This is a genomic window from Mycobacterium paraffinicum (assembly GCF_001907675.1).
Lineage (GTDB): Bacteria > Actinomycetota > Actinomycetes > Mycobacteriales > Mycobacteriaceae > Mycobacterium > Mycobacterium paraffinicum_A.
This window is the reverse complement of record NZ_MPNT01000006.1, coordinates 172,582-197,790: the sequence shown is the minus strand read 5'-3', so window position 1 is coordinate 197,790 and position 25,209 is coordinate 172,582. Positions and strand designations below refer to the sequence as shown.

The 25,209-nt window shown below is 68.0% G+C and carries 23 protein-coding genes; 7 read left to right on the top strand and 16 right to left on the bottom strand.

Translation table 11 applies throughout. From position 1 onward, the window contains the following. Positions 1-14: 14 nt before the first annotated feature. Entirely contained in the window at positions 15-623 is a 609-nt protein-coding gene (sodC, locus tag BRW65_RS09465) for a superoxide dismutase[Cu-Zn] (RefSeq protein WP_073873840.1), read from the bottom strand. Positions 624-676: 53 nt separating this feature from the next. Next, positions 677-1,942 (bottom strand): deoxyguanosinetriphosphate triphosphohydrolase, encoded by a 1,266-nt coding sequence (locus tag BRW65_RS09460; protein ID WP_073873838.1) that lies wholly within the window; start codon positions 1,940-1,942, stop codon positions 677-679. A gap of 89 nt (positions 1,943-2,031) precedes the next feature. Here BRW65_RS09460 and BRW65_RS09455 point away from each other — a divergent pair, with 89 nt between their 5' ends. Continuing rightward, on the top strand, positions 2,032-4,026 hold the full coding sequence (locus BRW65_RS09455) for a TPM domain-containing protein (RefSeq protein WP_073873836.1): 1,995 nt from the start codon (positions 2,032-2,034) through the stop codon (positions 4,024-4,026). 23 nt (positions 4,027-4,049) lie between these two features. Here BRW65_RS09455 and BRW65_RS09450 read toward each other — a convergent pair whose 3' ends face one another. The 3 genes from BRW65_RS09450 to BRW65_RS09440 all read right to left on the bottom strand — a co-directional run bounded on the left by BRW65_RS09450 (position 4,050) and on the right by BRW65_RS09440 (position 7,370). Further along, positions 4,050-4,364 (bottom strand): hypothetical protein, encoded by a 315-nt coding sequence (locus BRW65_RS09450; RefSeq protein ID WP_244168047.1) that lies wholly within the window; start codon positions 4,362-4,364, stop codon positions 4,050-4,052. Between the two features lie 166 nt (positions 4,365-4,530). Next, positions 4,531-5,745: a PPE family protein gene (locus BRW65_RS09445; protein ID WP_073873832.1), complete on the bottom strand. Its 1,215-nt coding sequence runs from the start codon at positions 5,743-5,745 to the stop codon at positions 4,531-4,533. Between the two features lie 227 nt (positions 5,746-5,972). Beyond that, on the bottom strand, positions 5,973-7,370 hold the full coding sequence (locus BRW65_RS09440; RefSeq protein WP_073873927.1) for a glycine--tRNA ligase: 1,398 nt from the start codon (positions 7,368-7,370) through the stop codon (positions 5,973-5,975). A gap of 242 nt (positions 7,371-7,612) precedes the next feature. Here BRW65_RS09440 and BRW65_RS09435 point away from each other — a divergent pair, with 242 nt between their 5' ends. The 3 genes from BRW65_RS09435 (at position 7,613) to BRW65_RS09425 (ending at position 9,501) form a co-directional block, all read left to right on the top strand. Further along, positions 7,613-7,969: an ArsR/SmtB family transcription factor gene (locus BRW65_RS09435; RefSeq protein WP_244168046.1), complete on the top strand. Its 357-nt coding sequence runs from the start codon at positions 7,613-7,615 to the stop codon at positions 7,967-7,969. After that, entirely contained in the window at positions 7,966-8,358 is a 393-nt protein-coding gene (locus tag BRW65_RS09430) for a Fur family transcriptional regulator (RefSeq protein ID WP_073873828.1), read from the top strand. Before BRW65_RS09435 ends, BRW65_RS09430 begins: the two co-directional genes overlap by 4 nt. 141 nt (positions 8,359-8,499) lie before the next feature. Then, entirely contained in the window at positions 8,500-9,501 is a 1,002-nt protein-coding gene (locus BRW65_RS09425) for an alpha/beta fold hydrolase (RefSeq protein ID WP_073873826.1), read from the top strand. A gap of 4 nt (positions 9,502-9,505) precedes the next feature. On the opposite strand, the gene BRW65_RS09420 is transcribed toward BRW65_RS09425, so the two are convergent. The 3 genes from BRW65_RS09420 to recO all read right to left on the bottom strand — a co-directional run bounded on the left by BRW65_RS09420 (position 9,506) and on the right by recO (position 11,734). After that, the gene (locus tag BRW65_RS09420) at positions 9,506-9,934 is read right to left on the bottom strand and encodes a hypothetical protein (RefSeq protein WP_073873824.1); all 429 of its coding nucleotides are present in this window, start codon (positions 9,932-9,934) and stop codon (positions 9,506-9,508) included. A gap of 113 nt (positions 9,935-10,047) precedes the next feature. Then, positions 10,048-10,941, bottom strand: a complete 894-nt coding sequence (locus BRW65_RS09415) for a decaprenyl diphosphate synthase (RefSeq protein ID WP_073873822.1) — start codon at positions 10,939-10,941, stop codon at positions 10,048-10,050. Further along, positions 10,934-11,734, bottom strand: coding sequence for a DNA repair protein RecO (recO, locus tag BRW65_RS09410; protein ID WP_073873925.1), 801 nt, complete (start codon positions 11,732-11,734; stop codon positions 10,934-10,936). The genes BRW65_RS09415 and recO overlap by 8 nt, the downstream gene beginning before the upstream one ends. A 62-nt stretch (positions 11,735-11,796) precedes the next feature. Between recO and BRW65_RS09405 the strand changes: the two genes are divergently transcribed. The 3 genes from BRW65_RS09405 (at position 11,797) to BRW65_RS09395 (ending at position 16,501) form a co-directional block, all read left to right on the top strand. Beyond that, positions 11,797-13,296, top strand: a complete 1,500-nt coding sequence (locus tag BRW65_RS09405; RefSeq protein ID WP_073873820.1) for an amidase — start codon at positions 11,797-11,799, stop codon at positions 13,294-13,296. Between the two features lie 84 nt (positions 13,297-13,380). Then, positions 13,381-15,015, top strand: a complete 1,635-nt coding sequence (locus BRW65_RS09400; protein ID WP_244168045.1) for a RecQ family ATP-dependent DNA helicase — start codon at positions 13,381-13,383, stop codon at positions 15,013-15,015. 28 nt (positions 15,016-15,043) lie between these two features. Then, positions 15,044-16,501 carry an aminotransferase class I/II-fold pyridoxal phosphate-dependent enzyme gene (locus BRW65_RS09395; RefSeq protein ID WP_073873816.1) on the top strand — a complete coding sequence of 486 codons (1,458 nt, stop codon included), beginning with the start codon at positions 15,044-15,046 and terminating at the stop codon, positions 16,499-16,501. 189 nt (positions 16,502-16,690) lie between these two features. Here BRW65_RS09395 and BRW65_RS09390 read toward each other — a convergent pair whose 3' ends face one another. The 8 genes from BRW65_RS09390 to dnaJ all read right to left on the bottom strand — a co-directional run bounded on the left by BRW65_RS09390 (position 16,691) and on the right by dnaJ (position 25,203). After that, positions 16,691-17,470, bottom strand: a complete 780-nt coding sequence (locus BRW65_RS09390) for an SDR family NAD(P)-dependent oxidoreductase (RefSeq protein WP_073873814.1) — start codon at positions 17,468-17,470, stop codon at positions 16,691-16,693. 345 nt (positions 17,471-17,815) lie between these two features. Further along, the gene (gene era / locus BRW65_RS09380; protein ID WP_073873813.1) at positions 17,816-18,715 is read right to left on the bottom strand and encodes a GTPase Era; all 900 of its coding nucleotides are present in this window, start codon (positions 18,713-18,715) and stop codon (positions 17,816-17,818) included. Positions 18,716-18,776: 61 nt separating this feature from the next. Next, positions 18,777-20,081 carry a hemolysin family protein gene (locus tag BRW65_RS09375; protein WP_073873811.1) on the bottom strand — a complete coding sequence of 435 codons (1,305 nt, stop codon included), beginning with the start codon at positions 20,079-20,081 and terminating at the stop codon, positions 18,777-18,779. Next, the gene (locus BRW65_RS09370) at positions 20,078-21,373 is read right to left on the bottom strand and encodes a hypothetical protein (protein ID WP_073873809.1); all 1,296 of its coding nucleotides are present in this window, start codon (positions 21,371-21,373) and stop codon (positions 20,078-20,080) included. Before BRW65_RS09370 ends, BRW65_RS09375 begins: the two co-directional genes overlap by 4 nt. Then, positions 21,370-21,903 carry an rRNA maturation RNase YbeY gene (gene ybeY / locus BRW65_RS09365; RefSeq protein ID WP_073873807.1) on the bottom strand — a complete coding sequence of 178 codons (534 nt, stop codon included), beginning with the start codon at positions 21,901-21,903 and terminating at the stop codon, positions 21,370-21,372. Before ybeY ends, BRW65_RS09370 begins: the two co-directional genes overlap by 4 nt. A gap of 30 nt (positions 21,904-21,933) precedes the next feature. Continuing rightward, positions 21,934-22,992, bottom strand: coding sequence for a PhoH family protein (locus BRW65_RS09360; RefSeq protein WP_073873805.1), 1,059 nt, complete (start codon positions 22,990-22,992; stop codon positions 21,934-21,936). Positions 22,993-23,189: 197 nt separating this feature from the next. Further along, positions 23,190-23,951: a 16S rRNA (uracil(1498)-N(3))-methyltransferase gene (locus BRW65_RS09355; protein ID WP_073873803.1), complete on the bottom strand. Its 762-nt coding sequence runs from the start codon at positions 23,949-23,951 to the stop codon at positions 23,190-23,192. A gap of 106 nt (positions 23,952-24,057) precedes the next feature. Next, entirely contained in the window at positions 24,058-25,203 is a 1,146-nt protein-coding gene (gene dnaJ, locus BRW65_RS09350; RefSeq protein WP_073873801.1) for a molecular chaperone DnaJ, read from the bottom strand. Between the last annotated feature and the right edge of the window lie 6 nt (positions 25,204-25,209).

Sequence of the window (25,209 nt, the reverse complement as noted above, 5' to 3'; positions counted from 1 at the left end):
GCCGAACCGGCCGGCTATCCGGTTCCGACGACTCCGCATGCCACCCGTTCCATCGCGCTGTCGGTGTTTTCCGCGCCGTGCAGCATCAAGGCTTTGCCCTGGCCGCCCACCAGGACGTCCCGGGTGAACGCGTCGGTGGTGGTGACCAGGTAGGCCGAGCCGTCCGACCGCACCTCGAGCGAGGTCAGGTCGCCGCTTTCGGGCTTGCCGGTATGCCCGGGCGCGTTGTAGTGGCCGCCGGCGGACAGGAAGTTCCCGGGCGGGCCGCCGGTCGGGGCGACGGAGTTGGGCTCGCACTTGCCGATTTCGTGGATGTGCAGGCCGTGGAAGCCCGGCGACAGGATGCCGCCGGCCACCGTCTTGACCGTGACGGTGACGTATCCGCCGGTGAAGTCGAACGTCGCCGTGGCGACCGACCGCCCGTCCGGCGTCTTCAGTTGCGCGCTGAGCGATTCGCCGCTGGGCGCCGGCGTCGTCGTCTCGCCCGAAGATGCCGGCGGGGCGCTCTTCACCGGAGGGGTGGTACCGGGCTGGGTGCTCGCATGTTGGGGTGAGCTGCAGGCGGTCATGGCGACGACGGGAAGCCCCACCGCGAGGGTGGCGATACCGCTGAATTTGGTCATGCCCGGCAGCCTAGTCCGCGGCGGCGACGCCGCTGCCGAGGGATGACACGCCGCTAACGGGTGGCCTGGCGTGCGTCGATGCGCTCCAGCCGACCCTCGGTGTACGAGGCGATCTGGTCGACGATGACCCGGAGCCGGGCACGGTCGTCGGCAGCGGTGATGAACGCCGCGGCGAAGACCGGGTCGAGCGTCTGGGGCGCCCCCGAATACAGCCACTGCGCGACGCGGTGGATCCGTTCGCGCTGCAGGGCCTGGGTGTTCAGATGCCGCGGATCGGACATGATGAACTGCAGGGCCAGGATTTTCAGCAGGGCGACCTCGGCGCGCACCAGGTCGGGCACCAGCAAGTCGGCCCGGTAGCGCACCAGCGGCCCGGGACCCGCCGCGGCGCGGGTGGTGGCGATGGCGGCCGAGGCGAATCGGCCGACCAATTCACTGGTGAGCCGCTTGAGCGCGACCGACGCCGCCAGCGTGGCGTCATACTTGCCGACCGCGGCGACCACCGGCAGTCCCGCGAGCCGCCCCGCGGCGGCCATGAAGTCGTCGGCGCTGACCCGCGAGAATTCGCTCTCGCCCAGTTTGGCCAGCGCGGCCGCCTCGTCGTCGTCGGCCAGCACGCGCAGGTCGATGCGCTGGGAGACGACGCCGTCCTCCACGTCGTGGACCGAATACGCGATGTCGTCGGCCCAGTCCATCACCTGCGCCTCCAGGCACATTCGGCCCTCCGGCGCGCGGGCGCGCACCCAGCCCGCCGGCTCGCGATCCTCGTCGTAGAACCCGAACTTGCGCCTTTGCCCGCGACGGAACCACGGATACTTGGTGACCGCGTCCAGGGATGCGCGGGTCAGGTTCAGCCCCGCGCTATTGCCTTGCTCGTCAAGCACTTTCGGCTCGAGGCTGGTCAGGATGCGAAAGTTCTGCGCGTTCCCCTCGAACCCGCCGTAGTCGGCGGCGACCTCGTCCAGGGCGCGCTCGCCGTTGTGCCCGTAGGGCGGATGGCCGATGTCGTGGGCGAGGCCGGCCAACTCGACCAGGTCGAGGTCGCAACCCAGGCCGACCGCCATCCCCCGACCGATCTGGGCGACCTCCAGCGAGTGCGTCAACCGGGTCCGCGGCGTGTCGCCTTCGCGGGGCCCGACCACCTGGGTCTTGTCGGCCAACCGCCGCAGCGCGGCGCTATGCAGCACCCGGGCACGGTCCCGGGCGAAATCGGTGCGGTGCTGGCCTTCCGTTCCCGGCAAACCCGCAGTCTTCGGCGCTTCGCGTACCCGCCGTTGACGGTCGAAGTCGTCGTATGGGTCTTGCCGATTCCTGGTCACCGACGCACAGTCTGCCAGGGAATGCCGGGCAAAGGACCGCCGCCGTGCACCGCTGTTTGCCCGCGTTGTCGCGGGGCTAAATTGGCGTCATGCGCACTGCTCGCCTGCTCGGCGTGATCGCGACGATCCTGGCGATTGGTCTGAGCGGCGGGCTGTTTGTCGCTCCCGCGGCCGGCGCGCAACCGCCCTTCCGGTTGGCGGGTTACGTCACCGACAATGCGGGCGTCCTGTCTGACTCCGGGCGCGCCGCGGTGACGTCGGCGGTGGACAGGCTCTATACGGATCAACACATCCGGCTGTGGGTGGTCTACGTCGACGACTTCTCCGGCCGGAGCGCGATGAACTGGGCGCAGGACACGATGCGCTCCAGCGATCTGGGCAACTACGACGCCCTGCTGGCCGTCGCGACCACCGGCCGGGCATACGCGTTCCTGGTGCCGTCGACCGTCAAGAACGTCAACGCACGCCAGGTCGATGACTTGCGGCACAACAAAATCGAACCCGCGCTCCACAACGGCGACTGGAGCGGCGCGGCGGTCGCGGCGGCGAACGGGCTCAACGTGGCGCCGGGTTCGTCGGGCCGGGTGGTCCTGCTGATCACACTGGCCGCCATTCTCGCCGCCTTGGCGGCCCTGCTGTTGGTCATGCGATACCGCCGGCGTCGACGGCGCGCGGCCGAATTTGCCGCGGCCCGTCGGGTCGACCCCACCGACCCCCTAGCCCTGGCCGCCGTGCCGCTGCAAGCCCTCGACGACTTGTCCCGCCAGCTGGTGGTGGAAGTCGACAACGCCGTTCGAACCAGCTCCAACGAACTCGACCTGGCGATCGCCGAGTTCGGTGCGGACCGGACCCAGCCGTTCACCGAAGCATTGGACAACGCCAAAGCCGCTCTGGTCCAAGCGTTCACGGTCCGCCAGCAGCTCGACGACAGCACGCCCGAGACGCCCGCGCAGCGCCGGGAATTGCTCACCCGGGTAGTCGTGTCGGCGGCGCGTGCCGACCGCGAGTTGGAGTCCCAGGCCGAGGCGTTCGAAAACCTGCGCGATCTGGTGATCAACGCATCGTCGCGGCTCGACGGACTCACCCAGCAATACGTTGAGCTCACCACCCGCATCGACCCGTCAGAACAGCGGCTCGCCGAGTTGCACGACCAATTCGACGCCGCCGCACTGACTTCGGTGTCCGGCAACGTCACGGCGGCGAAGGAGAGGCTCGCGTTCGCCGACCGCAACATCAGCACCGCCCGGGACCTGGCCGCCGAAGCGGTCAGCGGCCGGCAGGCCGGTTTGGTGGATGCCGTCCGTGCCGCCGAGTCCGCGCTCGGCCAGGCCCGGGCCCTGCTCGACTCGGTCGACAACGCGGCCACCGACATCCAACACGCCATCGATCGGCTGCCGTCGACCATGACCGACATTCAGGCGGACATCAAGCGCGCCGACGAGCTACTGCGGAAAGCGCATCCATCTGCCACGCCCGCGCACACCGAGGACCTGAGCGCGGCGCGCGACGCGGCCGCCCGGGCGGTCGACGTCGCCCGCGCCGGAGCATCCACCGACCCGTTGGGTGCGTTCGCCCAGTTGGCCAAGGCGGACGCCGACCTCAACGGTCTGCTGGTCACCCTGGCCCAAGAGCAGGCCGCGGCCGAGCAGCTCAACCGGTCCCTGGAGCAGGCGTTGTTCACCGCCGAGTCCCGGGTGCGGGCGGTCTCCGACTACATCGACACGCGCCGCGGCAGCATTGGCGCGGAGTCCCGAACCCGGCTAGCCGAAGGTCAACGGCACCTGCAGGCCGCGCGGGACAAGCGGGCGACCAACCCGACCGAAGCGATCTCCCACGCCAACGCGGCGTCGACGCTGGCTTCCCAGGCACAGGCATTGGCCAATGCCGACGTGCAATCGGCTCAGCGCGCCTTCGCCCGTGGCGGTGGCAGCGACATGGGCGCGATGCTGGGCGGAATCATCATCGGCAATGTGCTCAGTGGAGGCATGCGGGGAGGGTTCGGCGGCTGGAGTCCGACGTCATTCGGCGGCTCGTCGCGCGGATCGTTCGGGGGCGGCTTCATGGGTGGCGGCGGCCGATTCTGAGCCGCTCGCGTGAGGCCAGAGGGTCAGCCGGCGGCCGGTGAATGCGGTATCACACCGCCGGTGCGCGGGATTTCGAAGTGGGGTTCGGTCTCGCCTTCCCACCGCTGCCAGTCGTTCCACTGGTTGGCTTCCGCGACCACGGCCGGGGCCGGGACGTCGGCCAGCGTGTCGCCGGCGTCGACGCTCACATCCGGCTTCGGCGCCCAGTGGTCGTAGTCATCCGGCGGCACGGCCACGCCCCACTTGAGCGGAACCGACAGGCCACCGAGCATCCCCGACTCACCCCGAACCGCCGACACCGAGTCATCTGGTAGCGGCGGACCAAGAGGCAAAAGCATGTTGCCCCCTTACACAGCCGTTAGTCGAACGCTGTGGCCGAACCTACTAACACCAAGCAGCCTCATCGTAAGACAAACGTGAGGGAAATACCGGAAAACTGTGGTTTTGCGTCTGCGCAGCGCACGCCGAGGTCCCGGGCCGAAGCAGCGGAGGGCGGCCACAGCCCTAGCCGCCCTTCGTGCGCGGCACCACCTTGGGCCGCGACTGCACCACGTGTGGGTTCTCGCCGCCGCGCCGCCCCCTCTTGTCGGTCTTGTTGTCGTCGGTGCCCCGATCGTCCACCGCCATCGCCATGGCCGCGGTTGAACCCGAACCCGTGGCCGCGGAAGCCCCGGAAGACGTCGGGCCGGTCGCGATCGGCGTCGGCAATTGGGCGCCCAGGGCCGGCACGGCAAGACTGGTCAGGACCGCCGGCACCGGCATCGACCCCTCCCAGGTCGGCGGGACGGTGATCGAGCCTACGAAGCGTGCGGTGCCCAGCCCGGCGGTCGCAACGCCCAGCCCGCCGGCCGACTGCAGCCCTTGGACGCCACCCGCGAGGGCTTGCGGGGCTTCCGCGGCCACCGTGGTGACGCCGGCCACCGCTGGTGCGACGGGTTCCGCACTGTGGGCCAGCACCATCATCGGGGACATCAGCGCGCTCGCGGGGTACATCCCGATCGGCGCCAACGCGGTCATCGTCGTGACCGGCATCGAGGACAGCAACGACGTCACCGACGACAGGCCGGGGAAGAACGCCCCAAGGACCGACTGCAGCTCCGACACGAATGCGGTGCCCAACGACGAGAAGGCCCCGAAAGCCTGGGAGGCGAAGCTCAGCGGCGCCGTCACCACGCTGGCTAATCCACTCAGCAGTGTTGGCGGGACGCTGAACGTCGGCAGCGTCGCCGCCACCGTCTGCGCCCCGATGTGATAGCCCACCATCGCGGCCACATCCTGGGCCCACATCTCCATGTACTCGATTTCGGTCGCCGCGATCGCCGCGGTGTTCTGGCCGAAGAAGTTCGTCGCGATCAGCGCGAGCAACCGGATGCGGTTCGCGAGGACCTCCGGGGTGGGCACCGTGGCCATGAACGCCGCCTCGTACGCCGCCGCCGCCGCGGTCGCCTGGGCGGCCGCCATCTCGGCTTGCCCCGCCGCCGAGATCAGCCACTGCAGATACGGCGTCGACGCCGCCAGCATCGCCGCCGCAGATGGGCCGGTCCAGGGACCGGAGGCCACCCCCGTCACGACCGACTCGAACGACGCCGCCGCCGCGGCCAAGTCCGCCGCCAGTGCCTCCCAGGCCGCCGCCGCCGTCAACAATGGGCCGGGGCCAGCGCCGCCATACATCAGCGCAGAGTTGATCTCGGGGGGGAAGAAAAGAAAAGCTGGAATCACGACATCCCCAACCCACCGACCGAGTCAACGGCACCTAACTACACGCACGACGCCGACACCCCACCTACGCCGACTAGACACGTGAGCAACATTCGCTTTACGAGCCTAAGGCAATCGGCTACCCAGAAGCAGCTTTTTATCAAACGTTTAATACCTCGGCGTGGCGACCGCGCCGACTAACCGGACAGGTGTCCTAAGAAAGCGAACAAGTATGGCGCCGGCGCCGGTTAGCAGCCCTTGAGTCGCGCGGCCAGGTAGTCGGCCACGGCGTTCATCGGGACGCGCTCCTGACTCATGTCGTCACGCTGCCGCACCGTGACGGCGTTGTCTTCGAGGGAATCGAAATCCACAGTCACGCAGAACGGCGTCCCCACCTCGTCCTGGCGCCGGTAGCGGCGACCGATCGCGCCCGCGTCGTCGAAATCGATGTTCCAGGAGGTCCGCAATTCGGCGGCCAGATCACGAGCCTTGGGGCTCAAGTCGGCGTGCCGGGACAGCGGCAGCACCGCGGCTTTGACCGGGGCCAGCCGCGGGTCCAGCCGGAGCAGCGTGCGCTTCTCCATGACGCCCTTGGCGTTCGGGGCCTGGTCCTCGGTGTAGGCATCGATCAAGAACGCCATAAAAGACCGCGTCAGGCCGGCGGCCGGTTCGATGACGTACGGGGTGTAGCGCGTCTCGGTGACCTGATCGTAGTAGGACAGGTCGGCACCGGAATGTTTTGCGTGCGTTGACAAGTCGAAATCGGTGCGGTTGGCGACACCTTCGAGCTCGCCCCAGGGGTTACCGGCGAAACCGAACTTGTACTCGATGTCGACGGTGCGATCGGAGTAATGCGAAAGCTTCTCGGCGGGGTGCTCGAACAGCCGAAGGTTCTCCGGATCGATACCCAGATCGACATACCATTGCAGTCGGGTGTCGATCCAATACTGGTGCCATTCCTTCGCGGTAGAAGGCTCCACAAAGAACTCCATTTCCATTTGCTCGAATTCACGAGTTCGGAATATGAAGTTGCCCGGGGTGATCTCGTTGCGAAAGCTCTTGCCGATCTGGCCGATACCGAAGGGTGGCTTCTTACGGGCCGTGGTGACGACGTTGGCGAAGTTGACGAAGATGCCCTGCGCGGTCTCCGGACGCAGATAGTGCAGCCCCTCCTCGGTCTCGATCGGCCCGAGGTGGGTTTTCAGCATCATGTTGAACTCGCGCGGCTCCGTCCACTGCCCCTTGGTGCCGCAATCCGGACAAACGATCTCCGTCATCGGGACCGTGGCGGGGTCATCGATCCCCTTCTTGGCCGCGTACGCCTCCTGCAAATGGTCCTGACGATGCCGGTGGTGGCAGTTCAGGCACTCGACCAGCGGGTCGTGGAAGACCTCGACGTGGCCGGACGCCACCCACACCTGCCGCGGCAGGATGATCGACGAATCGATTCCCACGACGTCATCGCGGCCGGTGACCACCGACCGCCACCACTGCCGTTTGATGTTCTCCTTGAATTCCACTCCCAGCGGGCCGTAGTCCCACGCCGAGCGGGTGCCGCCGTAGATCTCACCCGAGGGAAAGACGAAGCCGCGCCGTTTGGCCAGGTTGACTACGGTGTCGATGACGGACGCCACGGCGTGGTGCACTCCCTTTCCGGGTTTGATCGGGCACGCGCGGCGATCGACCACCGCACGCAGAGCATTAGTCATGGTAACGATCGGTGCCGCGGTCTTTGACATGCGTCATCACGCATGTGACAGTGGAGGTCGGCCGCCCGCGAGGCCTCCCGGCGGATCTCCCCACAACCTGGCACTTTCCGAGGTGATGACTCTCTCCCATGGCGATGTCCCCCTCCCCGCCTTCGCCGATGCCGACCACCGCTGGTGACATGAGCGTGGTAGCCCACGAGCACGGCGGAACCAGGTCCGGCGCGCCGACCGATTACCCCGTGCCGCCGCCCCGCGAGATCCTCGATGCCGCCGGCGAGCTGCTGCGCGCGCTGGCCGCGCCCGTGCGGATCGCCATCGTGCTGCAGCTGCGCGAGTCGCACCGCTGCGTGCACGAGCTGGTCGACGCGCTCGGCGTGCCGCAGCCACTGGTGAGCCAGCACCTGAAGATTCTCAAGGCCGCCGGCGTGGTCGCGGGCGAACGCTCCGGCCGCGAGGTGCTGTACCGGCTTGCCGACCACCACTTGGCGCACATCGTGGTGGACGCGGTCGCGCACGCGAGCGAGGACACGCTTTGACCGGCGCGAGCGTCCGGTCGACCCGGCAGCGCGCGGCGATTTCGACGCTGATGGAGACGCTCGACGACTTCCGCTCCGCGCAGGAATTGCACGACGAGCTGCGCCGCCGTGGTGAGAACATCGGACTGACCACCGTCTACCGGACACTGCAATCCATGGCGGCGGCGGGGATGGTCGACACGCTGCGGACCGACACCGGTGAGTCGGTCTACCGGAGGTGTTCCGAGCACCACCATCACCATCTCGTTTGTCGTAGCTGTGGTTCCACCATCGAAGTCGGTGACCACGAGGTCGAGGAGTGGGCGGCGCAAATCGCGGCCAAGCACGGCTACTCCGACGTCAGCCACACCATCGAGATCTTCGGCACGTGCTCGCAGTGCGGGTCCTAGGCTGACCCGAGCCGGCCGAACGCGGCGCGGCGCGGCGAAAAAGTGCCGAAAAAAGTGTCCTACCCGCGCTCGCAGCGTGCTCCTACCCATGAGTGGCCCACGGGCCGAGACAAGCAAGAACTCTAGGGAAGTGAGACCACCATGCGGAACCACCCGTCACCCCACCTGCGGCCCGTGCGCGACCCCGAAGTTCCGTCGCTGCAATTTCGCACCATCCACGGCTACCGACGTGCCTTCCGGATCGCCGGGTCGGGGCCGGCTCTGCTCCTGATTCACGGCGTCGGCGACAAGTCCACGTCATGGGAGCCGGTACACGCCAAACTCGCGCAACGGTTCACGGTCATCGCGCCGGATCTGCTGGGCCACGGGGAGTCGGACAAACCACGCGCCGACTACTCGTTGGCGGCCTTCGCGAACGGCATGCGCGATCTGCTCGCCGCGCTCGACATCGACCGTGTCACCGTGGTCGGGCATTCGTTCGGTGGCGGTGTCGCAATGCAATTCGCCTATCAGTACCCGCAGCTCGTCGAGCGCATCGTGCTGGTCAGCAGCGGTGGCGTCGCCCAGGAGGTAAGCGTGGCTCTGCGGTTGGCGGCGATGCCGTTGGGCAGCGAGGCCCTGGCCATGCTGCGCGTGCCGGGCGTGATGCCCGCGGTCCGACTGTTTGGGCGTGCCATGTCGACCGTGCTGGGCTCCACCGACCTCGGACGCGACGTCGCCGACGTGGTGAGCCTGCTGGAGGGCTTCCAAGACCCGCGCGCCTTGTCGGCGTTCGCGCGGACCTTGCGTTCGGTGGTGGACGGGCGCGGCCAATTCGTCACGATGCTGGACCGAAGCTATCTCGCGCAACCCATTCCGGTGCAAGTGATCTGGGGCGAGGACGACCTCGTGATCCCGGTGGAACATGCCCGGATAGCCCACGAGGCGGTGCCGGGGTCACGCTTGGAGATCTTCGAAAACTCCGGGCATATGCCGTTCAAGGACGACCCGGATCGCTTTGTCGAGGTCGTCGAGCGGTTCGTCGACTCGACGCGACCGGCTCAGCACGACCAAGACCTCCTCCGCTCGTTGCTGCGGACTCGGGTCGGGGAAAACGCCCGGGCATCGGTAGCCGTCGCACTGGCCGAATCGGCGGTGTCCTAAAGCGCTAACCCGTCAACGTGCGACGTATCCCGGCGCCCGAATCCAGCACCAGCAGAACCAGAGTGCGCAGGGCGTCGTCCGTCAGGCCGCCGCCGGGAAAGTTATAGCGCAGCATCACGTCGGCGCTTTTGGCCGTGCTCTTGCCCGAATTGCGCTGCACGGCTTTCTCGTTGATCTTCTCGACCAGCGTGACACTGCCGAAGTTGCTCTCTCGGGCCTGCTTGGCGACCTGATCGCTGACCTTCTTGGTGAGCGGCACATCCCACGCCACGACCTGGGTCAGCGACACCAAGTCGAGGTCGTCGGCAATGTTCACCACCCGTAGTGAGGCGATGGTCCCCCCATGACGCACGGTCAGCGCCCCGTCGGTTTCCTCCTCGACCGGAAGGACCTCGCCGAGCACCGATGCCAGACGTTCCTGCAGTGACGGCATCGGATCCTCCCCGTGAGGACCCGCTGCGCCCGGCTCGGCCGGGCTTCCGGTCCCCACGGGATCCTCCCCGTGAGGACCCGCTGCGCCCGGCTCGGCCGGGCTTCCGGTCCCCACTATGCGCTCCCGAATCTTCTATTGCGAGAAGCGTATTCCTCGCAGGCGGCCCACAGGTCGCGGCGGTCGTAGTCCGGCCACAGTTTGTCCTGGAAGATGTACTCCGCATAGGCGGCCTGCCACAACATGAAATTGCTGGACCGCTGCTCCCCCGAGCTCCGCAGGAAGAGGTCGACGTCGGGGATGTCGGGTCGCTGGAGGTGCTGGGCCACCGTCGCCTCGGTGATGCGCTCCGGGTTCAGCCGGCCGGCCGCCGCCAAGCGCGCGATTTCTTTGGTGGCCTCCGCGATCTCGGCGCGCCCTCCGTAGTTGACGCAGTAGTTGACCGTGATGACGTCGTTGTCCTTCGTCATCTCTTCCGCGATCGCCAATTCGTTGATCACGCTGCGCCACAGCCGTGGACGCGAGCCGACCCAGCGGATCTTGACCCCGATGGTCTTGAGGTTCACGCGGCGCATGCGCACCACGTCGCGGTTGAAGCCCATGAGGAAGCGGACCTCCTCGGGCGAACGCTTCCAGTTTTCGGTGGAGAAGGCGTAAAGGCTGAGCCACTTGATCCCGATTTCGATGGCGCCACAGACGATGTCAATGACGACCGCTTCACCCGCCTTGTGGCCGTCGGTGCGAGTCAATCCGCGTTGGGTGGCCCAGCGGCCGTTGCCGTCCATCACGATCGCCACATGATTGGGCAATCGATCGGCCGGGATCGGGGGCGCCGCCGCCTTCGAGATGTGCTGTGGCGGCCGGCTCGGGCCGCCGCCTGGAGCCGGCGGCAGCTCGGGAAACACCACCGGCCAAGTCGACCTTTCGGGAAAGACCGGATAGTCGTCGGGTGCGGGCGGCAGCTGCGGGAAGACGGCGGACGCCGGCTTGCGCTGGGCCTTGCTAGCCACAGTCGCGATCCTGCTCGATCAGCGCTGCCGCGCGTCGTTCGGCGATGGTGCGGTCGACGTGATACGTGCGTTCCACCAATGGCAACGTTTTGAGCTGCCGCTCCAGGTGCCATTGCAGGTGCGCGGCCACCAGCCCGCTGACGTAACTGCGGTGCGATTGCGTGGCGTTTTCGGCGAACTCCCAATCACCGTCGTGCAGCGCGGACATCAGGTCCAGCACGCCCGGCGGCGGCGTCGTCGAACCGGCCGGACGGCAGTGCGGGCAGACGCTGCCCCCGGCGCCGACATGAAACGCCCGGTGTGGCCCCGGTGCGGCGCACCGCGCGCACTCGGTGAGCGCCGGAGCCCACCCGGCGATGCCCATGGCGCGCAGCAGGTAGGCGTCCAACAGCAGGTCCCGGGACCGGCGGCCGTCGGCCACCGCCCGCAGCGCGCTCACCGTGAGCCGGTGCAGGGCCGGGGCGGGGGCCCGCTCCTCACCGGCGAGGCGCTCGGCGGTTTCCAGCATCGCGCACCCACAGGTGTAGCGGCCGTAGTCGCTGACGATGTCGGTGGCGAACGCGTCGATCGAGACCACCTGGGTGACAATGTCGAGATTGCGGCCGGGATGCAGTTGCGCGTCGATGTGCGCGAACGGCTCCAGCCGTGCGCCGAATTTGCTGCGGGTGCGGCGAACACCCTTCGCCACCGCGCGGACCAAGCCGTGATCGCGGGTGAGCAAGGTGACGATCCGGTCGGCTTCGCCGAGCTTGTGCTGGCGCAAAACCACAGCCCGGTCTCGATACAGCCGCATCACCATAGTTTTGCACCCCGCCGCGACAATGCTGGTATCCGCGCCGGTTAGTCTCGTACCCCGTGATTGGCGCTTCCGAGTCAAGTCCTGGGTCCGTTTTCGGATCCGGCGGCCAGCGCCTGCCCACACTGACTGACCTGCTCTATCAGCTGGCCAACCGGTCGGTGACATCGGTCACACTGGTGCGCCGGTCCCTGCACGCCATCCACGCGAGTCAGCCGACGTTGAACGCCTTCCGCGTGGTGCTCACCGAGTCGGCGCTGGCCGCCGCGGCGGCGGCCGACCGGCGGCGGGCGGCCGGGGACACGGCGCCGTTGCTCGGCATCCCGATCGCGGTCAAAGACGACGTCGACGTTGCTGGAGTGCCGACCGCCTACGGCACCGAGGGCTACGTCCCGCCCGCCAGCCACGACGCCGAGGTGGTTCGCCGCCTCAAGGCCGCCGGCGCGGTGATCGTCGGCAAGACCAACACCTGCGAGCTCGGCCAGTGGCCATTCACCAGCGGCCCCGGCTTCGGTCACACCCGCAACCCCTGGTCGCGCCGGCACACTCCGGGCGGCTCGTCCGGGGGCAGCGCGGCCGCGGTGGCCGCCGGGCTGGTCACCGCGGCGCTCGGCTCCGACGGTGCCGGCAGCATCCGCATCCCCGCCGCCTGGACGCACCTGGTCGGCATCAAGCCGCAACGCGGCCGCATCTCCACCTGGCCGCTGCCCGATGCGTTCAACGGCATCACCGTCAATGGCGTGCTGGCCCGCACGGTGGCCGATGCGGCGCTGGTGCTCGACGCGGCGTCGGGCAACGTGGAGGGTGACCGGCACAAGCCGCCCCCGATCACCGCGTCCGACTATGTCGGTATCGCACCCGGCCCGCTCAACATCGCGCTGTCGACCCGCTTCCCCTACACCGGGTTCCGACCCAAGCTGCACCCGGAAATCCTGGCGGCGACGCGGGCCGTCGCCAAGCAACTCGAGTTGCTCGGCCACACCGTCGTCCCCGGCAATCCCGACTACGGCCTGCGGCTGTCGTGGGACTTCCTCGCCCGGTCCACCGCCGGCCTGCGGGACTGGGAGGAGCGGCTGGGCGACGGGGTGGTCCTCGACCCCCGCACGGTGGCCAACCTGCGCATGGGCCACGTGCTGGGTCAGGCGATCCTGCGCACCGCGCGGCGGCACGAGGCCGCCGCCCAGCGTCGGGTGGGTTCGATCTTCGACATCGTCGACGTCGTGCTGGCTCCGACGACCGCCCAACCTCCACCGCTGGCCCGTGCCTTCGACCGGTTGAGCAGCTTCGGCACCGACCGCGCGATGATCGCGGCGTGCCCGTTGACCTTTCCGTGGAACGTGCTCGGCTGGCCGTCGATCAACGTGCCGGCCGGGTTCACTTCCGAGGGGTTGCCGATCGGGGTGCAACTGATGGGCCCAGCCAACAGCGAGGGCATGCTGATCTCGCTGGCCGCCGAGCTGGAGGCCGTGTGCGGGTGGTCGACCAAACAGCCGACGGTGTGGTGGAACGCCGAGACCGGCGGGCAGCCGGTGGCCGGTACCCCGCCGCCGCGAAGGTGAAACAGTAAGCGGCACATCGCCGGAGGTTGACTTCGCTTGGGCGGCTTCGGGTTTGCCGATGCCCCCAGCGGGTAACTGATCGCAGTGAAGCGATCCGGCGGTCTGGACCTCGACGCCGTCGCGCATCGGCACTTCGGCTGGGAACGCCTGACCGATGACCAGCGCGTCGCGATGCGCGCGGTGCTGCACGGCCGTGACGTGCTCGCCGTGCTGCCGACCGGGTCCGGCAAATCCGCCATCTACCAGGTGCCCTCGCTGCTGACCGACGGAATGACGTTGGTCGTTTCGCCCCTGATCGCGTTGCAGGAAGACCAGATCGCCACCCTCGAAGCCAGCGGCGCCGGTACGGCCATCGCCATCAACTCCGCCCTGCGCGCCGGTCAGCTTCGGCGCGGCTGGGATTCCGTCGAACGGGGCGACGCCGATTTCGTCTTCATCGCCCCCGAACAACTGGCGAACGACGAAGTGGCCGACCGGCTGTCCGGGGCGCAGGTCTCCATGATCGTCGTCGATGAGGCGCACTGCGTGTCGGCGTGGGGACACGACTTCCGGCCCGATTATCGGCGTCTGGCCGACGTTTTCCGGCGGCTGGGTGAGTCGATCCCGATCGTCGCCCTGACGGCGACCGCCTCTGTCGTGGTGCGCCGTGACATCGTCGACCGTCTCGGGTTGCGTGATCCGACGGTGGTCGTCGGGAGCTTCGACCGGCCGAATCTGCGGTTGGTCGTCGAGCGTCACCTCGATGCCGACGAGAAGCGGTCGGCGGTGCTCGAGGCCGTGCCGGGACTTGCGACCCCGGGCCTGCTGTACGTGGCCACCCGCAAAGAAGCCGAGTCCTACGCGGAAGAGTTGCGCGCCAAGGGCATCGTCACTGCGGCCTACCATGCCGGCATGAAAGCCGCCGAGCGCGACGCGGTGCACGCCGCGTTCCGGGACGACGAGTACGAGGTGGTGGTGGCGACGTCGGCGTTCGGCATGGGCATCGACAAGCCGAACGTGCGCTTCGTCGCCCATGCGTCCGTGCCGGATTCGTTGGACAGCTACTACCAGCAGATAGGCCGGGCGGGCCGCGACGGCGCCGACGCGCTGGCGCTGCTGTTCTACCGTGCCGAAGACCTGGGTCTGGCACGCTTTTTCTCCACCGGCCGTCCCGACGAACAGCAGCTCGAGGCCGTGTACGGCGCACTGGACGAATCGGACCCGATGCGGCTGAAGGACCTGCACGGGCGGCTCGACGTCCACGGACGCACGTTGACCAATGCCGTCAACCTTCTCGATGAGGCCGGTACGATCCGCTCCACGCGCAAGGGTTTCCTGCGCACGCGCCTGCCGAGCGATGCCGCCGTCGCCCAAGCGCTGCAGGCGACCGAACTCCGCGAACGCGTCAACCTCAGCCGAGTGGAGATGATGCGTGGCTATGCCGAAACGGGTTCGTGCCGAAGGGTTTTCCTGCTCTCCTACTTCGGGGAGAAGTCGGCTGGTCCGTGCGGGAATTGTGACCGATGCCGCGCTGCGGAACGGCCTGATGACGTCGGCGTGGAGCAACCCGCGTTACCCATGGACGCCACCGTGCGGCATCGGGAATGGGGAAACGGCGTGGTGATCGGCGGCGACCGCGATCGCGTCACCGTCCTTTTCGACGAATTCGGCTACCGCACATTGTCGATGGCGGCCGTGCGCGAACACGGGTTGCTCGAGGTGGACGAGGCGGTCGCATAGCCGGCGGCAAGGCGGGTACTCCTTCGCCATGGACCAATCTGATGCTCCACTGTTAGATGCGCTGGTCGATTACCGCGAGAAGAACCGGTACGGGTTCACGCCGCCAGGCCATCGACAGGGCCGCGGCACCGACGAACGGGTCCTCGCGGTGCTGGGGCGCGAGCCGTTCGCCGACGACGTGCTGGCCAGCGGCGGACTGGACGACCGCAGGACCACCCACCAATATCTGAAACGCGCCGAAGACCTGATGGCCGAGGCCGTCGGCGCCGACATCGCCTGGTTCTCCACCTGCGGCAGCTCGTTGTCGGTCAAGGCGGCGATGATGGCCGTGGCCGGGGGCGACGGCAGCCTGCTGGTGGGCCGGGACAGCCACAAGTCGATCGTGGCGGGGCTCATCTTCTCCGGAGTGCAACCCCGGTGGATCACGCCCCGCTGGGACGCCGAGCATCATTTCTCGCATCCGCCGTCACCGCAGCAGGTGGACGAGGCCTGGGAAAAGCACCCCGACGCCGCCGGTGCGCTCATCGTCAGCCCCAGCCCGTACGGCACCTGCGCCGACATCGCCGGCATTGTCGAGGTCTGCCACGCGCGCGGCAAACCGTTGATCATCGACGAGGCCTGGGGTGCACACCTGCCGTTCCACGAGGACCTGCCGACCTGGGCGATGGATGCCGGCGCGGACGTGTGCGTGGTCAGCATCCACAAGATGGGAGCCGGCTTCGAGCAGGGCTCCGTATTTCACGTGCAGGGCGACCGGATCGATCAGGACCGCCTATCGGCGTGCGCCGACCTGTTGATGACCACCAGCCCCAACGTCCTGGTGTATGCCGCCATGGACGGGTGGCGGCGCCAGATGGTGCAGCAGGGACACGAATTGCTCGGTACCGCTTTGGATCTCGCCTGCCAGCTGCGTCAGGACATCGAAACCATCCCCGACGTCAAGGTGCTCGACGACGAATTGCTCGGCGTGCAGGCGTCCCACGACTTGGATCGGATGCAAGTGTTGATGGACGTGTCCGCGACAGGCACCTCCGGTTATCAGGCCCACGACTGGCTGCGCGAGCATGCGCACATTGACACGGGGATGAGCGATCATCGCCGCATTCTCGCGACACTGTCCATGGCCGACGACAAGGACACCGCGAGCCGCCTCGTGGATGCCCTTGCGGCTTGGCGCAAGGCCGCCGACAACTTCGACCCACCGCCGCCCGTCGACCTGCCGTCACCCGAGCAGCTGGAGCTGGAAACCGTCTGCTTGCCGCGCGACGCGTTCTTCGGACGCGTCGAGCAAGTTCCCACCCAGAAGGCCGCGGGGCGCGTTGCCGCCGAGCAGTGCACGCCGTATCCGCCGGGGATTCCCGCGGTGGTGCCCGGTGAACGCCTCAACGACGCCGTGCTGAATTACCTGTGTTCTGGTGTGCGCGCCGGCATGAACGTTCCCGACGCAGCGGATCCATCGCTGCAGACCATCCGCGTGCTTGCCTAGCGGTGACCGCAAGCGCGGCCGTGGCGATCGCAAGCGCGGCCGTGGCGATCGCAAGCGCGGCCGTGGCGATCGCAAGCGCGGCGCAGCCGGGCGCAGCGGGTCGCCACGCTCAGCCCAGCCGGGCGCAGCGGGTCGCCGCCATCGATCCAGTGGCGACCGCAAGCGCAGCCGTCGCCGCCCTTGATCCAGTCAGCGCGGGCGCGACATTACCCGGTTGCCAACGGCTTTGACGCTGTCGGGCAGTAGATGGTTGGCCGCCCCCATTGCTTTGACGAGGACCGAACCGGCGACGACCTTCTGCTCACCGCGCATCAACGCCTCGAACCCTTGCCGCGCGACCTTGGCGGGGTCGTCCTTTGGCCCTTTGCCCATCAGGGAGTCCACCATCTTGGCGCGTGAAAAGAAATTGGTGTCCGTCGGCCCCGGCATCAGCGCCGTGACAGTGATTGCGGTGTCGCGCAATTCGTCCTGGAGCGCTTCGGCGAACGATTGCACGAACGACTTCGACGCGTTGTACACCGGCTGATAGGAGCCCGGCATCTGGGACGCGATGGACGACGTGAACAGGACCTTGCCCGTGTCGCGGTTTGCCATGTCGCGCAGGACCAACTTGGCGAGGTGGACCGTCGAGCGCACGTTGAGGTCGACGATGCTCAGGTCGTCGGCGAGCTCGCTCTTGAGGAACATCTCGCCCCGTCCAGTGCCCGCGTTGAGCGCCGCGGCGGCCAACACCCGGTCGCCTTCAATCGTGCTCTGATACAAGTGCTCCACGCCCTCCGGGGTGCGCAGGTCCACCTGTATCGGCTGCACGCTGGATCCCCACCGGGACAGTTTGTCGGGTACGTCCCTGATGGCGTCGTCGTCGGCGGCCACGACTAAGTCGTAGCCGTGTTGGGCGAACTGTTTGGCCAGCTCGAGCCCAATACCACTGGACGCGCCGGTCACTAAGGCTAACTGTGCTTGGGTCATACGCGACGGCTACCCGTCGCCGAGGCCATCAAACTCTCGCCGGGAAAAGCCAAGTAGCCATGGGTCATCCGCTCCTTGCACCCGGTACGCCTCAGGACGAGCCGCCGAGCGCGTCCTCTTTGCCCAGCTCCTTCATCACGGCGCTAGGGCCGTCGAAGCTGACCTTTTTCAGGCCGCGCAGGGTATTTACCAGCTCGCTGTCGGCGCCGTGCTGCTGAGCGTGATTGCCAGGTCTTCCGGCGAACCGGGGTAGTCGAATCCGAACAGGGACTTCTGAACTTCGGTCACTTGAAATGTCATGCGCACCGGCTACCCGGCCCCGGTGCGGGAAAACCTTCGATGACTTCAGAAACCAAGCCGACCAAGCTGTTTGGGGTCACTCTGCCAGTTCTTGGCGACCTTCACGCGCAGGTCGAGGTAGACCTTCGTACCCAACAACTTCTCGATCTGACCGCGCGCCGCGGTGCCGACCTGGCGCAGGCGGGTCCCACCCTTGCCGATGATGATTCCCTTTTGGCTGTCGCGCTCGACGTAGAGCAGCGCGTGCACGTCGATCAGGTCGTCGCGGTCCGCCCGCGGGCTGACCTCGTCGATGACCACAGCCAGCGAATGCGGCAGTTCGTCGCGAACGCCCTCGAGGGCGGCCTCGCGGATGAGCTCCGCCATCAGGACTTCCTCGGGTTCGTCGGTCAGCTCGCCGTCGGGGTAGTACGCCGGACCGGCGGGCAGCGCCCCGGCCAGCACGTCGATCAGCACGTCCACCTGCGTCCCGGTGGTTGCCGATACCGGGACGATTTCGGCGGAGTCGCCCACCAGTTCGCTGACCGCGACCAGCTGGGCGGCGACCCGGTCTTTGGGCACCTTGTCGATCTTGGTCACGATGGCGACCAGTGTCGTCTTCGGTGCGGTCGAACGGATTTGGTCGACGATCCACCTGTCCCCCGGACCGATCGCCTCATCGGCCGGGATGCACAAGCCGATCACGTCGACTTCGGCGTAGGTGTCGCGCACCAGATCGTTGAGCCGCTTGCCAAGCAGGGTGCGCGGCCGGTGCAGGCCCGGCGTGTCCACCAGGATGATCTGGAAGTTATCCCGGTGCACGATGCCGCGAATGGTGTGGCGGGTGGTTTGCGGCCGGGTCGAGGTGATCGCCACCTTGGTGCCGACGAGTGCGTTGGTCAGCGTCGACTTGCCGGTGTTCGGCCTTCCGACCAAACACACGAAACCAGAACGGAATTCGGTCATCTCGCCGCCCGACCGAGCGTTACTGGACGTGAGCCGCTTGTTCGCGGTGGGTTGCTTGGCGTCACGAGGGGTTCTCTCCGTCGGAGCCGCTGGACTCCGGATCGACCGGGCTCAGCAGGACCGTGCCGATCCGGACCCGTCCCCGGTGGTCGGTGCCGCCTTCGGCCTGGAGCCGCAGGCCATGCGAGACCACCTCGGCTCCGGGGAGCGGAACCCTGCCCAGTTCCAATGCGAGCAGGCCGCCCACGGTGTCGACGTCGAGGTCGTCGTCGAAGTCCACCCCGTACAGCTCGCCGAGGTCTTCGATCGGCAGGCGCGCCGAAACGCGGAACCGCTTGTCGCCCAGCTCTTCTACCGGTGCGGTCTCCGCCTGATCGTACTCGTCGGCAATCTCGCCGACGATCTCCTCCAGCACATCCTCGATGGTCACTAGGCCGGCTATCGCGCCGTACTCGTCGACGAGCAGGGCCATGTGGTTGCGGTCGCGCTGCATCTCGCGCAGCAGCGTGTCCAGCGGCTTGGAGTCCGGCACGAACACCGCCGGACGCATCACCTGGGCCACGGTGATGCCCCGGCCACCGTCACCCGAGAGAAAGCTCTGCTGCACAAGGTCTTTGAGATAGACCACCCCGACGATGTCGTCGACGTTCTCCCCGATCACCGGCAGGCGCGAATGCCCGCTGCGCACCGCGAGGTTCAAGGCTTGACTGGCCAGCTTGTCGCTTTCGATCCAGATCATCTCGGTGCGCGGCACCATCACCTCGCGAGCCGGCGTGTCGCCGAGTTCGAAGACGGACTCGATCATCCGGCGCTCGTCGGCGGCGACGACGCCGCGCTGCTGGGCCAGGTCGACGACTTCGCGTAGCTCGATCTCGGACGCGAACGGCCCGTTGCGCAAGCCGCGGCCGGGCGTCAGCGCATTACCCAGGACCACCAGCAACCGGCTGAGCGGCATCAACAACCACGAGATCAGTCGCAGGGGAACGGCTGTCGTCAACGAAATCGAATACGCGTGCTGACGGCCGAGGGTGCGCGGGCCGACCCCGATGACGACGAAACTGATCACCACCATGGTGGCCGCGGCGCCGAGCAACGCCCAGGTGAGACCGAAGTTGTCGTAAAGGAACAACACCAGCAGCACGGTGGCCGTGATTTCGCACGTGATCCGCAGCAGGACAACCAGGTTGATGTAGCGCGGTCGCTCGGCCATCACCTCGGACAGCGACACGGCGCCGGGCCGCTCCTCGCGCACGAGCTCCTGGACCCGCGCGAGCGACACCGTGCTGATGGCCGCGTCGATCGCGGCGAACAGCCCGCCGACAGCGATCAGCGCCATCGCGCCGAGCAGCCAAGACAGACCGGTCAATTGCCGGAAGACCTCGACGTGGTGACAGGTTGTCCTACGTTGTCGTCGTCGCTCCGCTTCCGGTTCAGGGCCCAGGCGCCAAGGCACACCACGACCCCCAACGCCCCGTAGCCCAGCGCCGAGGGCCACCAGGGCTGGGCGGGTTGGGTGGGTTCCTCGTGCGGGCGCACCGCGAGCACCACCAGGAAGTTGCCGTCGTCGGTCGGTCCGGCGTGCGGCAGCGACTGCGTCTTGGTCACGCTGATCTGGCTACTGCTGCTGCTGGAGTCGTTGGTCTGACCCCAGGCCAACGTGGAGTCGTCGAGCAGGAAGACGTCCTGGCTGCCCCCGGGTTGGGTGTCGTCGCGACCCACCACCGATACGCGGCCGACCTCTAGCGTCTGGTTGGCGGCGGGGACGGAAACCAAGACGTTTTGGTACAGCTTCGGCGGCTCGGGTGGCTTGTAGTCGGGCGGCGGTGGGCCGTTGAAGCCGTCCGGTGGGATCGAGCCCCCGCCATAGAAGCTGCCCGACACCACCCAGCCGTCGCCGACCGCCGTGAAGGGGACCACGCCGACGGTGGCGGCGTCGAGCACCATCCGGGCACCCGGCGGCACGTACGCCTCCCGGTCGGCACCGTTGTATGAGTAACGGAACGTCATCGCCTGGTTCAGCGGATTGAACAGGGCCGGACGGCGGAAGGCGTCGTCGTAGTCGACGTAGTCCCAGTGCCGGGGCCGGACTAGCCGCTGGTTGTCAACCTTCAGCACGTCGACGTTCTCCCGGTGCGTGCTGACGACGTTCTGCACCCGCTGGTTGAAGTCGACCTGCTTGGGCGGTTTCGGCGGGTCGGCGGGATTGACCCGCGTCGGCGGTGCGGCCTTGGCCGCCGCGACCGCCTGGGCCGGAACGTCGAGCCCCCTGGGCGGCGCCACCACCGAGACGTTTCTCGACGCGTCCGGGCCAGGCGGATTGATCGTCGGAAGGGCGTTGGCGGGCGGCATGTTCGGCGGAGGAATGAGCGGTGGGGCCTGCACCGGCACCGTGCTCGGCGGCACGTAGGGAGGCACCTCCGGAATCTGCACCGGGCTCGGCGATGGCTGAGCCCGACGGGGCGGCGCGTCCTGGGAGCACACGTTGGAAGTGTGATACTGCGCCACCAGGTATTGACACCAGTTGCAGCTGGTCGGGTTCGCCCCGCCGCCGGCGCACGGAGCCGCCTCCGCGACACCGATCGTGGTGGCCACCACCGACACCGGTGCCAGGGCTATGGCGGCCGCGGCCGCGATCCCGAGTGCTTTGTGTCGGCTCAATTGTCGAAATACCTTGACTTGTCCAGCAATTGGCGATCGCGCTCCTGCTGGAGATCCTGTCGGTAGGCCTGGACCTGCTCGGCGACCCACTCTTCGAGCAGCCGGTCCTGCAGGGCGAACATCTCTTTTTCCTCGTCCGGTTCGCCGTGGTCGTAACCCAGCAGGTGCAGCACGCCGTGGATGGTCAACAACGCCAGCTCGTGGCCCAGGGTATGGCCCGCCGCGTCGGCCTGCCCGGCCGCGAATTCCGGGCACAACACGATGTCGCCCAGCATCGACGGTCCGGGCTCGGGGGCGTCGGGCCGGCCCCCCGGCTCGAGCTCGTCCATCGGGAAGCTCATGACGTCCGTCGGCCCGGGCAGGTCCATCCAGCGCATGTGCAAGTCGGCCATCGCCGCGGTGTCCAGCAACACCATTGACAGCTCGGCGGCCGGGTTGACGTCCATCTTGGCGATGACAAACCGTGCGACACTGATCAATTCGGATTCGGAGACGTCGACGCCCGACTCGTTGGATACCTCGATGCTCATAAGACGCCCATCAACCAGTCACAGCCTTCATCACCGGCGCCCGCGGGAACCCGACGCCCGCCGGGCGGCCCGGTTGGTCGCCAAGCCGGGCTCCTCGAATTTCGCGTAGGCGTCCACGATTTCGGAGACCAGCCGGTGGCGCACCACATCGACACTGGTGAGCTCCGCGATGTGGATGTCCTCCACGCTGTCCAGGATCTCGATCGCCGAGCGCAGCCCCGACCTTGCGCCGCCGGGCAGATCCACCTGGGTGATATCGCCGGTGATCACCATCTTCGATCCGAAGCCGAGCCGCGTGAGGAACATCTTCATCTGCTCGGCGGTCGTGTTCTGCGCCTCGTCGAGCACGATGAACGCCGAGTTCAGCGTGCGACCGCGCATATAGGCCAGCGGCGCCACCTCGATGACCCCCGCCGACATCAGCTTGGGGATCAGCTCGGGATCCATCATGTCGTAGAGCGCGTCATACAGCGGCCGCAGATACGGGTCGATCTTCTCACTCAAGGTGCCCGGCAAGAAGCCAAGGCGCTCACCGGCTTCCACCGCCGGCCGGGTGAGGATGATGCGGTTCACCTGCTTGGTCTGCAGCGCGCTGACCGCCTTGGCCATCGCCAGGTACGTCTTGCCCGTACCGGCCGGGCCGACCCCGAAGACGATGGTGTTGGCGTCGATCGCGTCGACGTAACGCTTCTGATTTAACGTCTTGGGCCGGATCGTCTTGCCGCGCCGCGACAGGATGTCCAGGGTGAGCACTTCGGCCGGGGACTCGTTGTCCGCGCCCACCAGCATGGCGACGCTGTGGCGGACCACCTCCGGCGTCAGCGGCTGACCGTTGGCGACGATCGCGACCAGCTCGGAAATCGCCCGCTCGGCGAGCGCGACGTCGGCCGGCTCGCCCGAGACCGTCACGGCGTTACCACGCACATGCAGATCGGCGTTCAGGCTGCGCTCCAGCGCGCGGAGATTTTCGTCCGCCGAGCCCAACAAGCCGACGACGACATCGGGCGGAACATCGATGCTGCTGCGTACTTGGGCGTTGGCCTGGAGGCCTCCGGCTGCGTCAACAGCGCTGGTCTCGCGGGGCGTCACGTGGCTCTCGATGCCTGCTTTCTCGGCTTGTCGGTGGTTTGCTCGGCTGCCTAAGTCTACGCCGGGGGCGTTGCGCGGTCAGCTTCCAGCAGCGTATTCGCCGGCAAAGCCTTATCCCTCACCTCGCGGGCTGAGCCGGGCTTCTTCGTCGCGAGACGGTAATCGTGCACGGGAAGTGCGAGTAGCGGCCTGCGAAACTACAGGCTCGACGCGGCATCCCACCGCGGGGTGAGCACTCCGAGCGCGCCCAGCGCCACCGCCGCGGCGGTCGAGGTGCGCAGGACCTGCGGACCCAGCCGCACCGCCACCGCACCCGCCCCGGTCAACGCCGCGATCTCGTCGGGCGCGATGCCCCCCTCGGGGCCCACCACGAGGAGCAACGAAGCCGCGCCCGCCACATCGATGCGCGTCAGCGGGTCGGCGGCCGACTCGTGCAACGCCAGCACCACCCCTCCGGCGCCCACCTCCTCGCGAACCCGCTCGACCAGCGCCGCGGTGGACAGGACGCCGTCGACGGGCGGGATGTGCGCCCGACGCGATTGCCGGGCCGCCGAACGAGCAACGGCGCGCCAGCGGCGCAGGCCCTTGTCCACGCGGGCGCCCTGCCAACTGGCCACACAGCGGGCCGCCTGCCAGGCCAGGAAGGCGTCGGCCCCGGCTTCGGTGGCGAGTTCAATGGCCAGCTCCGAGCGCTCCGACTTCGGCAACGCCTGCACCACGGTCACGGGCGGCTGCCCGGCCGCGAGGCTCCAGCGCTTCAGCACGCGAGCGCACAACCTGTCGCGGCCGGCCTGCTCGACCTCGCAGTGTGCCAGCCCGCCGGCGCCGTCGCCGAGCACCAGTTGCTCGCCGGGGCGGATCCGCCGCACGGTGGCGGCGTGGAATCCCTCGTCGCCGTCGACGACGGCCAGCGAGCCGATGTCGGGCAGCGCGTCGACGTAGAAAAGGGTCGCGACCATGTCGTCTTCCTACGCTGCCGACCGAGCACGCCGCCGAGTGTGGGCGCTAGGGCGCAAATCCGGCCTCAAATCATCCATAGCCCCCACACTCGCAGGCCGAAGGCGGTTAGCGGCCGGTGAAGGTTTCGCGCAGCCGGCTGAACAGGCCGCCGCCGGCGTGCGTCGAGCGGACCTCGGGCACGTCGCGACTGCGCCGGGCCTTCAGCTCGCGCAGCAGTTCCGTGTCGTGGTGGTCCAGCCGGGTGGGAACGACCACCTCGACGTGCACGTGCAGGTCACCCCGGGTGCCCGACCGCAGGTGCGGCATCCCGCGGCCCCGCAGCGTGATGACCGAATTCGGTTGCGTCCCAGGCGGAATGGCGACCTCGCTGATGCCGTCCAGGATGGCGTCGATGGTGACCGTGGCGCCCAGCGCCGCGTCGATCATCGGCACCGACACCGTGCAGTGCAGGTCATCGCCCTCGCGCACGAAGACGTCGTGGGCCTGTTCGTGAACCTCGACGTACAGGTCGCCGGCCGGGCCTCCCCCGGGTCCGACCTCACCCTGGGCGGCGAGCCGAACCCGCATGCCGTCGCCAACCCCGGCGGGGATCTTGACGCTGATCTCGCGGCGGGCACGGACCCGGCCGTCGCCCATGCACTGGTGGCAGGGATCGGGGATGACGACGCCGACGCCGCGGCAGGTGGGACACGGCCGGGAGGTCATCACCTGGCCGAGCAGCGACCGCTGCACCGTCTGGACCTCGCCGCGGCCACCGCAGGTGTCGCACGGGACCGGCACCGAGTCGCCGTTGGTGCCCTTGCCTTGGCAGCGGTCACACAACACGGCGGTGTCGACGGTGACCTGCTTGGTCACCCCGGTCGCGCACTCTTCGAGGTCGAGCCGCATCCGCAGCAGCGAGTCCGAACCCGGACGCACCCGGCCGATCGGACCGCGCGAGGTCGCGCCACCGCTGAAGCCGCCGCCGAAGAACGCTTCGAACACGTCACCCAGGCCGCCGAACCCGCCGCCGAACCCGCCGCCCGCGGCGGCGTTTTCCATCGGGTCGCCGCCCAGGTCGACGATGCGCCGCTTCTCGGGGTCGCTCAGCACCTCGTAGGCGACGCTGATCTCCTTGAACTTCGCCTGCGCGGCCTCATCCGGGTTCACGTCGGGATGCAGTTCGCGCGCCAGTTTGCGATACGCGCGCTTGATCTCCGCATCGCTGGCGTTTCTGCTCACCCCGAGCAGCCCGTAATAGTCGCGTGCCACGCCTGA